This is a genomic window from Aeromonas simiae, from assembly GCF_000820125.1.
Taxonomy (GTDB): domain Bacteria; phylum Pseudomonadota; class Gammaproteobacteria; order Enterobacterales; family Aeromonadaceae; genus Aeromonas; species Aeromonas simiae.
In genome coordinates, this window is record NZ_CDBY01000021.1 from 40,387 (window position 1) to 51,655 (window position 11,269).

Genomic DNA, 11,269 nt, shown 5'->3' on the forward strand with positions numbered 1-11,269 from the left:
CTTAACCTTCCTGTTCGATCTTGGTCAGGCACTGGCGCAGCAGCGGACCATATTCGGTCTTGCCCGGGCAGACGAAGGTGCACAGGGCCAGGTCTTCCTCATCCAGCTCAAGGCAGCCGAGGGTCTGGGCACTGTCGGTATCACCGGCCACCAGATCCCGCAGCAGCAGGGTCGGCAGGATATCGAGCGGCATCACGCGCTCATAGTTGCCGATAGGCACCATGGCACGATCACTCCCGTTGGTGGTGGTGGTGAAGTGAAACAGCTTGCCCTTGAACAGGTGAGACAGGGTAGTACGGGTGATGGTGAACTTGTTGGCACTCGGGTTAACCCAGCCAAGGAACTCCTGCTCACGCCCTTCCCCCAGCACGCTGACCTGGTTGTGGTAACGGCCGAGATAGGCCACCACATCCTTGGCATGCACGCCACTCAACACCGAACCGGAGATGACACGGTTCTCGTCGGCACGCAGCTCGTTGTCGGTCAGCTCGGTCAGGCTGGCACCGATGCGGGTACGCAGCAGACGCGGCTTGAGCACACTGGGCCCGGCCAGGGAGACGATACGCTCGACCGGCAGCTCACCGCTGGTGAACAGCTTGCCGTAGGCGATCACATCCTGGTAGTTGATGTGCCAGACGGTTTTCTGGGCACTGGCGGACTCGATGAAATGGATGTGGGTGCCCGGCAGACCGGCCGGATGCGGGCCAACGAAGACCTCTTCATGCACCTGAGCCAGCGATGACTTGGGCAGACTGCCCTCAGCCTTGCACACATACACCTTGCCGTCGGTCAAACGGGTCAGCACCGCCAGACCGTCGAGGAAGGCCTGCTCTTCGCTGCGGATGATAAGCTCAGCGCTGGCCGCCAGCGGATTGGTATCCATGGCCGTCACGAAGATGGCGCGCGGCGCGCTGCCGATGGCGGGCACCTTGCTAAACGGACGAGTCCGCAGCGCAACCCACAATCCGGATTCAACCAGGGTCTCTTGGACCTTGGCGCGTTCCAGCTTGGGCAATTCGGCTGAAGGGAAGGAGGGGAAGGTGATCTGCTCGTCACCGTCGATATCAATAACGACGGATTGCAGGACACGCTTGTCACCACGGTTGATCTCTGCGATCACACCGGCAGCAGGGGCCGTGAATTTCACGCCAGGATTCTTCTTGTCTTCGAAGAGAACCTGACCTTTCTTGACGCGATCCCCGACCTTGACGGTCATGGTGGGTCGCATCCCCACGTACTCCTCGCCGAGTGTAGCGACACGGGTGATGGCGGGGCCATCGTAGATTACTTGCTCTGGCGCACCCAGCACAGGGATGTCCAGTCCTCTTTTAATTGTAATCATACTCACTTGCACTACCGTTACGGGAAGACAGGTTGGTAAGCGTCGAGAGAGCTCCCGACGGGCGGATTGACTCTCCAGGATATGGCCTTACTGCCGGCGAGACGCCACGGGCCACGTCATGGAAATTCAACAAGCGACCGAGTTTATCACTTCACGCTTTGGCCCTGCCATGACAAAACAGGAAAATTCATCCGCAATCACAAAATTAATCAGCAGATTACCTTGCCGCTGGGCCAGCCATAGCAGGGAAAGAGATAATATCGCCCCTTGGGAGACACCCCATATTGGGGGCCTCATCAGTCAAGAAATTTTAATGAATAAAACCGCGATGGCGTCTACGCCCCCGGCTTACCGATGCAACTGGGCGTGATGGGCGCCGCCTCCCTGGCGGCCCACTCTGCCGCGGTGTAAGTATGCAGAGCCAGGGCATGGACTGCTCCCGCCAACTCATCGGCCAGCACCGCATTGACCCGCCGGTGCCGCGCCAACAGGCGCTCCCCTTCAAACAGATCACTCACGACAATCACCTTGAAGTGACTCTCGGCACCGGGAGAGACGCGGTGCATGTAACTTTCGTTGATCACCTCGAGATGGCTGGGCGACAAAGCCTGGCGCAGCTTCTGCTCCAGCTGGGTTTGCAGGTTCATGATGACTCCTCAATAGGGGCAATGGTTGCAACATTGTAACGGTCAGGATGGAGCAAACGAAAGGTGAGGTTGATGCGTTCTTGCGTCAGCTGGCGTTGGCGCGGCAGAGCATGCTGCCACGCCTCCTGTATGCCAGGCCCCATCAGCAGCAGATCACCGGCATTGAGCCGCAGTTCGTGGCGCTCGCCGTGGTCTGTGCGCCGGCGCAACAGGAAACGGCGGGTCGCCCCGAGGCTCAACGACGCAATGGCGGGCTGGGGGCCAAGGCTCGCCTCATCATCGCTGTGCCAGCCGATGCAGTCCTGACCATCGCGGTAATAGTTGAGCAGCACAGAGTTAAAGCGCTGACCCGTGGTTGCCTGCACCCGATCGCGCAGGCGGGCCAGTTCGTCCGGCCAGGGAGTTGCCGGCAGGATAAGGCCCGAATAGCGATAATCGGCATCGCTGGCCCAGGCGGTCAGCCTGGGTTGCCGCACCTCGCGGCCAAACAGGCGCAGGGAATATTGCCGCCAAGGTAGCGCCTGCAACTCCGCCCACAGCCGCTGACACTCCGCCGCCGTTAGCCAATCGGGCCACAGGGTCAGCGCCCCTTCTCCCAGATCCTGCCACTGCACCGTGTTACTTCCCATCGCAAGCCGCTAGAATAGCGCCCCCGTTCATCGTCATCCCGCCGGAGCCAAGATGTTGACCCGACTCGTCACCCCGCACTGCCAGTTTGAGCTGCTGCGCTATCCGTCACAAGCGGACGATCCGCTGCAAGCCTGGGATGCCGCCGACGAATACCTGATCAACACCCTGGCCGACGAAGGTGTGCCCGAGGGGGGGGTCATCGTCATGAACGACGGCTTCGGCGCCCTGACCGCCTACCTGCATTCCCACCAGCCCTATTTTGTGAGCGACTCCTTCATCAGTCGCCGCGGTGCCGAGGAGAACCTCAGACGCAACGGCCTGGACGGCGCGGCGGTGACATGGCTCGATGCCCTCGCCCCCCTGCCGAGCGCCCCGGCACTGGTGGTGATCAAGGTCAGCAAGTACCAGGCGCTGCTCGAGCACCAACTCATCGCCCTGGCCCAGGTGGTCACGCCGCAGACCCGCATCCTCGCCGCCGGCAAGGCCAAGGAGATCCACACCTCGACCTTGCAACTGTTTGAAAAATGGCTCGGCGTCACCACCACCTCGCTGGCCTGGAAGAAGGCGCGCCTCATCCACTGCACCCCGCGGGCGCAACCGCTGAACGCCCCCAGCCCCTATCCGACGCTCTGGCCGCTGGAAGGGACCACCATGGTGATCCGCAACCACGCCAACGTCTTCTCGCGCACCAGCCTCGACATCGGCGCCCGCTTCATGCTGGAGCACCTGCCGCTGATGAGCGCGCGCCAGGTGGTTGATCTTGGCTGCGGCAACGGCGTGCTCGGCCTCTCTTTGCTGGCACGCGACCCCGAGGTGCACGTCACCTTCTGCGATGAATCCACCATGGCGGTCGCCTCCGCCAGAGAGAACGTGGAGCACAATCTGCCAGAGGCCAGCGCACGGGCGGCCTTCATGGTCAACAACTGTCTCGATGGCGTGACGCCAGGCAGTGCTGATCGCATTTTGTGCAACCCCCCCTTCCATCAGTTGCAGGCCATCACGGATCATATCGCGTGGCAGATGTTCAAGGATGCCCACAGGGTACTGCCACGGGGCGGTGATATCTGGGTCATCGGCAACCGCCACCTGGACTATCACCACAAGCTCAAGCGGCTGTTTGGCAACGCACAAGTCGTTGCAGCCAATAAAAAATTCGTTATCTTGAGAGCCATCAAACGCTAAAGGGAACCGCAATGAAAAAGACAGCTCTGCTGCTGGCCGCCACGCTACTGGGTGGCTGCGCCACCAGCTGGCCGGAAACGGCCTACATCAACCCGCCCATCGTGCCCGCCAACCAGCAGTACTACTCGGGCAACAGCGTCACGCTGGAAGGGGTCGACAGCCGCCCGTCCGCCTATGTCATTTCGGTTAAGAAGAAGGAAAAACCGGTCGTCCTCATCAACAGCGGACAACCGCTGCCCAATATCATCGCCGCACGGCTGACCGAAGGGTTCCGCAGCCAGGGGCTGAACGTGGCCAATATCGGCACCACCAACCTGCGGGTCGAGGTCGTGCAAGCCTCGGTTGACGTCGAGGAGAAGACGTTCACTTATGTGACCAAGTCCAAGGTGAGCCTGCGCGCCACCGCCGACTTCCAGGGCAACCGGGTCAGCAAGCAGTTCAACGCCTCCTCCTCCAAGGAGGGGCCGGGCCAGCCTAACGTGGTCGATCTCGAGGCCATCCTCAACGTCCACTTGAGCAACCTGATGCAGCAGATCCTCGACGATCAGCAGCTGCGCAGCTACCTCAAAGGCCAACCAAGCGCATCCTAAGGAGTCACCATGCCTTCATTGATTCGCGGGGCGCTGCTGCTGGCCGCGGCCCTGCTCTCCCCCACCCTGCTGGCCGCGCCTCAGGTACAGATTGAGACCAATCACGGCAATTTGGTGATCGAGCTGGCCCCCAAGCAGGCGCCCCAAACCGTGAAGAACTTCCTGCGTTACGTGGCCGACGGTAGCTACGATGGCTCCCTGTTCCATCGCATCGTACCGGGCTTCGTGGTGCAGGGGGGTGGCTACAACCAGCAATACCAGCAACTGCCCACCTACGACCCTGTGGTCAACGAGTCTATCGGCGGTCTGCCCAACCTGCGTGGCACCATCGCCATGGCCCGCACTCAGGCCGTCGACAGCGCCACTCGCCAGTTCTACTTCAATCTGGTGGACAACCCCAGCCTGGATGGCACCGGTCATGCCGGTTACACCGTCTTTGGCAAGGTGGTGAGCGGCATGGAGGTGCTGGACAAGGTGGCCCAGACCCCGACCCAGTACAGCAGCATACTGCGTGCCGAGAATGTGCCGACCACCCCGGTGATCCTGCGCCACATCACTCTGCTCGCCGACACGAGCACCAAGTAAGCAACCGGGCAGGGCAACCTGCCCGTTTCATTTGCACCACACAGAGCCGTTCATGACCACACCGCGCACCGTACCGGGCTGGCTGCAGTCCCTCGCCATCTACCTCGAACCCAGGGTGCTGACCCTGCTTGCGCTCGGTTTCTCCTCCGGCCTGCCACTGCTGCTGGTGTTCGGCACCCTCTCCTTCTGGTTGCGCGAAGCCGAGGTCAGCCTCACCGACATCGGTTACATGAGCTGGGTTGCCCTGGCTTACGGTTTCAAGTGGTTGTGGTCCCCTCTGGTCGATCGCCTCTCGTTGCCGCTGCTCTCGCGCCTGATGGGGCGTCGCCGCAGCTGGATGCTGCTCTCCCAGTCGCTGGTGGTACTGGCCCTGTGCGGCATGGCGCTGAGCGATCCCCAGCGCGATCTCGGCCACCTGGCCCTGTTTGCTCTGCTGGTGGCGTTTGCCTCCGCCACCCAGGATATCGTCATCGACGCGTTTCGTATCGAGTCGGCCCCGGAGCGGCTGCAAGCCGCCATGGCGGCGGCCTACATGACCGGCTATCGCCTCGCCATGATCATGGCCGGCGCCGGTGCGCTGGCGCTGGCCGCCTGGCTCGGCAGCAATGTGGAATATGACCTGGAAGGGTGGCGGCAGACCTACTTCATCATGGCCGCCTTGATGGGGGTGGGCGTGCTGACGACCCTGCTCTGCCATGAACCGGATATCGATCTGGCGCGTCAGAGCGAGGATCAGGTAGCACGCAAACAGATGTTGCTGGAGCGGGGATGGTGCCATGGGATGGCCGGCACCGGCGCCTGGTGTATTGAGGCTATCTGGCGCCCCTTCGCCGATTTTTTCGAGCGCTACGGCAAGACGGCGCTGCTGATCCTGGCGCTCATCGCCTGTTATCGCATCTCGGACGTGGTGATGGGGGTGATGACCAACAGCTTCTATGTCGATTTGCAGTTTAGCAAGACCGAAGTGGCCACCATCACCAAGGTGTATGGCGTCATCATGACGTTGGTCGGGGCCAGCCTCGGCGGCGTGCTGGTGATGCGCTTTGGCACCCTGCGCATCCTGATGCTCGGCGCCGTGCTGACCGCCACCACCAACCTGCTCTTCTCCCTGCTGGGGCAAGTCGGCCACAGCACCTGGCTGCTCACGGTCATCATCTCGCTGGATAACCTGTGCGCCGGCATCGCCACCGCCGCCTTCGTCACCTACCTGTCGAGCCTGACCAACGTCGCTTTCTCCGCGACCCAGTACGCCCTGTTCAGCTCCATCATGCTGCTGCTGCCGAAATTTCTGGCCGGCTTCTCCGGCACCATCGTCGAGCAGATAGGCTACAGCCACTTCTTCATCGGTACGGCCCTGCTTGGCATTCCGGCCATGTGTCTCATTCCGTTGGTGGCCCGCCGGGTCAAAATAGCGGCGCCAGGCTGTACACAAGACAAACGTTCGCGCAAGAGTGAGGGGTGATTAGACTCACACTTCACTACGAAAGTTCCTAATAAATCGTTTATCCCCCACCCATGTTTGGCCTAGAATCCCTCCGCTCCACTGGAGCAGGCTACGGAAAACCTCAACTAACGGACCACAAGAGACCGAAAACATGGCCAAATTCAGCAAATCTCTGATCGCTGCCAGCGTGCTGGCTGCCTCCGCAACACCGGCAATGGCGGCCGACTACAGCGGTGACATCCATAAGAACGATTACAAGTGGATGCAGTTCAACGTGATGCACACCATCGACCAGCGTCCCTTCACCACTGGTCAGGATGACTACAACGACACTTACCTGGAAATGGAATTCGGCGGTCGTTCCGGCCTGTTCGATCTCTACGGCTATGTCGATGTGTTCGATATCTTCGATAACAAGCACAGCAACAAGCACAAAGACCAAAACCTGTTCATGAAGTTCGCCCCGCGCATGTCGCTGGACGCCCTGACCGGCAAGGATCTCTCTTTTGGCCCGGTGCAAGAGGTCTACATCGCCTCCCTGAACAACGTGGGTGACCACCAGATGGAAAACATGATCGGTCTGGGTGCCGATGTCATGGTTCCCTGGTTCGGTAAGGTCGGCATGAACGTCTATGCCCGTTACTCCTCCGAGAACCAGTTCTTCCAGGAAGAAGAGGGTGACTGGAACGGCTACTGGTTCGCCATGAACTGGTTCAAGCCCTTCTACACCTTCTCCAACGGCAGCTTCATCTCCTATCAGGGCTACCTGGATTACGCCTTCGATCTGGACAAGCACAACCGTACCGATCGTACCAGCGACAACCTGGCCACCTTCCACGGTATCTACTGGCACTCCGACCGCTACGCCGTCGGTTACGGCCTGAAGTACTTCATGGATGCCTACGGCACCAAGGATGGCTCCACCGCGTTCGACGGTACCCCGTGGAAGAGCTCCGGCTTCAGCCACTACTTCTCCGTGACCTACAAGTTCTAAGGTCAGGCGGAAACAAAAAACCGGAGCCATGGCTCCGGTTTTTTTATCCCCGCAGACGGCTTAGTCGCGGAAATTCTGGTATTGCAGCGGCTGCTCGAACTCGGTGGCGCGCAGCAGGGCAATCACCTCTTGCAGGTCATCGCGCTTCTTGCCGGTCACCCGCACCTCTTCGCCCTGGATGGCGGCTTGCACCTTGAGCTTGGAATCCTTAATCAGCTTCACCAGCTTCTTGGCGGCCTCTTTTTCCAGCCCCTGCTTGAAGGAGACGTCCAGGGAGAAACGCTTGCCGGAGTGGACAGAGTCCCCCACCGTCATGGAGTTGGTCTCGATACCGCGCTTGATCAGCTTCTCGCGCAGAATATCGACCATCTGCTTGAGCTGGAAGTCGGCATCGGCCTCCAGCTTTACCACCTCCTTGCTGAGGGTGAACGAAGCCTCGACCCCGCGGAAGTCGAACCGGGTCGACAGCTCGCGATTGGCGTTGTCGACTGCGTTCAACACCTCGTTCATCTTCACTTCGGACACAATATCAAATGACGGCATCTTGGCCTCCTCTCTCAATTTGCAGGCGCTCACTCTACCAAAATCCCGGTAAAAATGCTGATCCTCGATCGGCCCCCTGCTAGAATCCTCGCTCGGTGAGTCATGGATGGGCCTTGGTAGGCCTCACCCCCCTCAACGACGTCAAGGCTGTCATGGTGTGGCGGAGCCCAAACCAACAGCGAAACCACGAGAGCACTATGCCACGCAGAATCATGCCGGCTTCCCAGCCCCCCCTTTGGACCATCCTCGGTGCGGGGGCGCTTGGCGGCGTCCTGGCCTCCCTGCTGCAGCTGAGCGGCCAAAGCGTGCGGGTCATGCTGCGCGACGAACAGCGCGCCCGACTGCATCCCCAATTCGATTTCACCTCCCTCGATGGCAACCAGCATGTGCTGGATATCCCCCGCGCCTTCCCAAGCGACATCGCCCAGACCCGGCGCCTGCTGGTCGTCACCAAGGCAGGTCAGATCCTGCCGGCGCTGCGTCCCCTGGTCGGTAAACTGCCGCGCGAGGTGCCCATCGTGCTGCTGCACAACGGCATGGGGATCGCCGAGCAGGTCGCGGCCCTGTTCCCCGATAACCCGCTGCTGCTCGCCGTCACCAGCCACGGCGCCCTGCGCAGTGGCCACTTCACCTTCCGCCACACCGGCAAGGGGGAGAGCTGGGTCGGCCCTTACAACCCGGCAGCGCAGCAGCACACGGCGCTGGCCGACGATCTGGCGCGCGCCCTCGGCCAGGCCGGTTGGGATGAGCAGATAACCGGGCGTCAGTGGCAAAAGCTCGCCATCAACTGCATGATCAACCCCCTCACCGCCCTGCACCGGGTCACCAATGGCGAGCTGACCGCACCGCGCTTTGCCGAGGCGCTGGAGCAGCTTTCCGTCGAGCTGGCCGATGTGATGCAGGCCGAAGGGATGAGCGTCAGCGCCGATGAACTGCTGCGCCGTACCCTGGCGGTGGCGGAGCTGACGGCCGAGAACCACTCCTCCATGTTGCAGGATATGGAGGCTGGCCGGCCGACCGAAATCGAGGCCATCACCGGCTTTTTACTCGAATGCGCCGAGCGCCACGGCATCGCCGTGCCCGTCAGCCGCACTCTTTATCAGGCGATCAAGGAAAAACAGGCCCAGGGCCTGTAAGCGAGGATGATGATGCACGCCGTCGTATTGGTTGCCCCCGGCTCGGAAGAGATCGAGACCGTCACCCTGGTCGATGTACTGGTGCGCGGAGGAGTGCAGGTGACGCTCGCCTCCTGCGCCGCCGACGGTGCCCTGCAGCTCACCGCCTCGCGCGGCGTTAAGCTGGTGGCCGACTGCCATATCGGTGAACTCCCTGCCCATCCCTGGGATCTGGTGGCCGTCCCCGGCGGCGTGCCCGGTAGCGAGGCGATCCGCGACTGTCCTGCGGCGATCGCCCTGCTGCGCGCTCAGGCGGCAGAAGGTCGCTGGCGCGCCGCCCTGTGCGCGGCGCCCGCTCTGGTGCTGGCTCACCACGATCTGCTCGGCGCGGCCAAGGTCACCAGCCATCCCGGCTTCTGGGAGCAGTTGCCAGCGACGCAGCGCAGCCGCGAGCGGGTGGTGGTCGATGAGGCCACCCGCCTTATCACCAGCCAGGGGCCGGGCACCAGCATCGAGTTCGTACTGGCCATCCTCAAGCAGCTGGCCGGCCCCGAGCTGGCACGCCAGGTTGCCGCCCCCATGGTGCTCTAGCATCCCCAGTTTTGCGCCAGATCATGGTACTCTGGCGCCGTGACGCTCACTATCCAACCCGAGCGACCATCGCACCGGAGACATCTCATGACGCTTTCATCCATTCCGGCACAAGGTCTGTGCGATACCCGACTATGGACGATTCTGACCGGTCTGGCCCACGAGCGGGCCACCATCCGTTACTCCAAGCTGGCCAAACTGGCCGGGCTGGAACACGACCAGGATGAGCTACGCACCCTGCTGCAACGCATCCGCATGTACTGCACTGAGCATCAATTGCCGATCCTCTCCGCCCTGGTGGTGGATGATGTCGGCAAGTACCAGGGACTCTCCTCCTCCCTGCCTGATGCGCCTTGGGAGCGGGCCCGCATCTTTGAACAGAGCTGGCCCCACCAGCCCCAGTAAGGCCCCCAAACAAAAACCACCTCATACGAGGTGGTTTTTTTTATGCTCAGGCCTCATCCAGCAGGCGCGCTATGGTGCGCATGCCGAGCGTTGTCGCCCCCGGCGCCCACAGTCCATCACCGCTGTCGCTGAAACAGGCCGCCAGATCGATATGCAGCCACCCCTCCCCCTCGCGCGGCACAAAGCGCGACAAAAAACCCGCCGCATTGGAGGCGCCGCCTGGGCCACCTCCCTTCACCGGCCGGCTATTGGCGGTGTCCGCATAGTGGGAGGGGCACATCCCCTGATGCCAGGGTTCAAGCGGCAGTGGCCAAGCGGGCTCATGCTCTGCCTCCGCCACCTGGCGAGCCCGCTCCACCAGCGCCTTGTCGAGGCCGAAAAGGGCGTTGTAGTGGCCCCCCAGCGCCATCACGGCGGCGCCGGTCAGGGTCGCGGCATCGATGATGAGCGCAGCCCCGGATGCCCCCGCCAACTGCAAGCCATCGGCCAGTACCAGCCGCCCCTCGGCATCGGTGTTGACGATCTCGACCGTGGTGCCGTTTTTGTAGGTGAGGATGTCGCCAAGCTTGTAGGCGTGGCCCGAGACCAGGTTCTCGGCGCAGCAGAGAATGAGCTTCACCCGTTGGCGCAGACCGCGCAGGATGGCGAGCCCCAATGCCGCAGTCACGATGGCGGCGCCCCCCATGTCGCTCTTCATGGTGAGCATCCCCTCGGAGCTCTTCATGGAGTAGCCGCCCGAGTCGAAGGTGATCCCCTTGCCCACCAGGGCGGCCGCGACCGGCGCCTTGGGATCGCGCCCCGGGTTGAAGTCGAGCTCGAGCAGCACCGGCTCGCGCTCGCTGCCACGCCCCACCGCCCAGATCCCGGCCCAGCCCGCCTGCTGCAACGCCTCGCCCTTGAGGATGCGGTGGCTCACCTTGTCCGGCGCCAGCTCGGTGATGAAGGCAGCCGCCTCGACCGCCAGCTCGAGCGGCCCCAGCTGCTCCGGGGTGGCGTTGGTCATCTCGCGCACCCAGCGGCCACACAGCCAGCGGGCCTCCAGCTCGGCGCGGTCAGCCTCGTCACAGGTGGCCCACTGCAACTCCACCTCCGCCTTGGGGGTCTGAAAGCCCTGGGCGAAGGCCCACTGCTGCTCACGTTCCCAGTGACCGGCCAGCACCGCCTGGCGGATCCCCTGGCTGCACAGGCGGCGCGCCGCCTG

13 protein-coding genes are annotated in these 11,269 nt (G+C 62.3%); 8 read left to right on the top strand and 5 right to left on the bottom strand.

Going from position 1 to position 11,269, the window contains the following annotated elements; translation table 11 throughout:
* Position 1: 1 nt before the first annotated feature.
* The 3 genes from BN1134_RS02840 to BN1134_RS02850 all read right to left on the bottom strand — a co-directional run bounded on the left by BN1134_RS02840 (position 2) and on the right by BN1134_RS02850 (position 2,618).
* Entirely contained in the window at positions 2-1,342 is a 1,341-nt protein-coding gene (locus tag BN1134_RS02840; protein ID WP_042045129.1) for a Na(+)-translocating NADH-quinone reductase subunit A, read from the bottom strand.
* Between the two features lie 335 nt (positions 1,343-1,677).
* Positions 1,678-1,989 (bottom strand): BolA family protein, encoded by a 312-nt coding sequence (locus BN1134_RS02845; RefSeq protein ID WP_042045130.1) that lies wholly within the window; start codon positions 1,987-1,989, stop codon positions 1,678-1,680.
* Positions 1,986-2,618: an alpha-ketoglutarate-dependent dioxygenase AlkB family protein gene (locus BN1134_RS02850; RefSeq protein WP_042045131.1), complete on the bottom strand. Its 633-nt coding sequence runs from the start codon at positions 2,616-2,618 to the stop codon at positions 1,986-1,988. Before BN1134_RS02850 ends, BN1134_RS02845 begins: the two co-directional genes overlap by 4 nt.
* A gap of 52 nt (positions 2,619-2,670) precedes the next feature.
* Here BN1134_RS02850 and BN1134_RS02855 point away from each other — a divergent pair, with 52 nt between their 5' ends.
* The 5 genes from BN1134_RS02855 to BN1134_RS02875 all read left to right on the top strand — a co-directional run bounded on the left by BN1134_RS02855 (position 2,671) and on the right by BN1134_RS02875 (position 7,414).
* The gene (locus BN1134_RS02855; RefSeq protein WP_042045133.1) at positions 2,671-3,801 is read left to right on the top strand and encodes a methyltransferase; all 1,131 of its coding nucleotides are present in this window, start codon (positions 2,671-2,673) and stop codon (positions 3,799-3,801) included.
* 11 nt (positions 3,802-3,812) lie between these two features.
* Positions 3,813-4,391: a YajG family lipoprotein gene (locus BN1134_RS02860; protein WP_042045135.1), complete on the top strand. Its 579-nt coding sequence runs from the start codon at positions 3,813-3,815 to the stop codon at positions 4,389-4,391.
* Positions 4,392-4,400: 9 nt separating this feature from the next.
* Positions 4,401-4,976 (top strand): peptidylprolyl isomerase, encoded by a 576-nt coding sequence (locus BN1134_RS02865; protein WP_042045136.1) that lies wholly within the window; start codon positions 4,401-4,403, stop codon positions 4,974-4,976.
* Between the two features lie 52 nt (positions 4,977-5,028).
* Positions 5,029-6,438 carry an AmpG family muropeptide MFS transporter gene (locus BN1134_RS02870; RefSeq protein WP_042045137.1) on the top strand — a complete coding sequence of 470 codons (1,410 nt, stop codon included), beginning with the start codon at positions 5,029-5,031 and terminating at the stop codon, positions 6,436-6,438.
* A 133-nt stretch (positions 6,439-6,571) separates the two neighbouring features.
* Entirely contained in the window at positions 6,572-7,414 is an 843-nt protein-coding gene (locus BN1134_RS02875) for a nucleoside-specific channel-forming Tsx family protein (RefSeq protein WP_042045139.1), read from the top strand.
* Positions 7,415-7,474: 60 nt separating this feature from the next.
* Here BN1134_RS02875 and BN1134_RS02880 read toward each other — a convergent pair whose 3' ends face one another.
* Complete coding sequence (locus tag BN1134_RS02880; RefSeq protein WP_042045140.1) at positions 7,475-7,957, bottom strand: YajQ family cyclic di-GMP-binding protein; 483 nt, start codon at positions 7,955-7,957, stop codon at positions 7,475-7,477.
* 197 nt (positions 7,958-8,154) lie between these two features.
* Here BN1134_RS02880 and BN1134_RS02885 point away from each other — a divergent pair, with 197 nt between their 5' ends.
* The 3 genes from BN1134_RS02885 (at position 8,155) to BN1134_RS02895 (ending at position 10,068) form a co-directional block, all read left to right on the top strand.
* On the top strand, positions 8,155-9,093 hold the full coding sequence (locus tag BN1134_RS02885) for a ketopantoate reductase family protein (protein ID WP_042045150.1): 939 nt from the start codon (positions 8,155-8,157) through the stop codon (positions 9,091-9,093).
* Positions 9,094-9,105: 12 nt separating this feature from the next.
* Entirely contained in the window at positions 9,106-9,663 is a 558-nt protein-coding gene (locus BN1134_RS02890) for a DJ-1 family glyoxalase III (RefSeq protein WP_042045151.1), read from the top strand.
* Between the two features lie 87 nt (positions 9,664-9,750).
* Complete coding sequence (locus tag BN1134_RS02895; RefSeq protein WP_042045141.1) at positions 9,751-10,068, top strand: hypothetical protein; 318 nt, start codon at positions 9,751-9,753, stop codon at positions 10,066-10,068.
* Between the two features lie 46 nt (positions 10,069-10,114).
* Here the strand turns inward: BN1134_RS02895 and pepB are convergent.
* Positions 10,115-11,269, bottom strand: a 1,155-nt coding sequence (gene pepB / locus BN1134_RS02900; protein WP_042045142.1) for an aminopeptidase PepB, incomplete at its 5' end; no start/stop codon positions are given.

Excerpts from the sequence above, each read along its gene's own strand:
- BN1134_RS02840 (WP_042045129.1), bottom strand. The coding sequence starts at position 1,342 with ATGATTACAATTAAAAGAGGACTGGACATCCCTGTGCTGGGTGCGCCA.
- BN1134_RS02845 (WP_042045130.1), bottom strand. The coding sequence starts at position 1,989 with ATGAACCTGCAAACCCAGCTGGAGCAGAAGCTGCGCCAGGCTTTGTCG.
- BN1134_RS02850 (WP_042045131.1), bottom strand. The coding sequence starts at position 2,618 with ATGGGAAGTAACACGGTGCAGTGGCAGGATCTGGGAGAAGGGGCGCTG.
- BN1134_RS02855 (WP_042045133.1), top strand. The coding sequence starts at position 2,671 with ATGTTGACCCGACTCGTCACCCCGCACTGCCAGTTTGAGCTGCTGCGC.
- BN1134_RS02860 (WP_042045135.1), top strand. The coding sequence starts at position 3,813 with ATGAAAAAGACAGCTCTGCTGCTGGCCGCCACGCTACTGGGTGGCTGC.
- BN1134_RS02865 (WP_042045136.1), top strand. The coding sequence starts at position 4,401 with ATGCCTTCATTGATTCGCGGGGCGCTGCTGCTGGCCGCGGCCCTGCTC.
- BN1134_RS02870 (WP_042045137.1), top strand. The coding sequence starts at position 5,029 with ATGACCACACCGCGCACCGTACCGGGCTGGCTGCAGTCCCTCGCCATC.
- BN1134_RS02875 (WP_042045139.1), top strand. The coding sequence starts at position 6,572 with ATGGCCAAATTCAGCAAATCTCTGATCGCTGCCAGCGTGCTGGCTGCC.
- BN1134_RS02880 (WP_042045140.1), bottom strand. The coding sequence starts at position 7,957 with ATGCCGTCATTTGATATTGTGTCCGAAGTGAAGATGAACGAGGTGTTG.
- BN1134_RS02885 (WP_042045150.1), top strand. The coding sequence starts at position 8,155 with ATGCCACGCAGAATCATGCCGGCTTCCCAGCCCCCCCTTTGGACCATC.
- BN1134_RS02890 (WP_042045151.1), top strand. The coding sequence starts at position 9,106 with ATGCACGCCGTCGTATTGGTTGCCCCCGGCTCGGAAGAGATCGAGACC.
- BN1134_RS02895 (WP_042045141.1), top strand. The coding sequence starts at position 9,751 with ATGACGCTTTCATCCATTCCGGCACAAGGTCTGTGCGATACCCGACTA.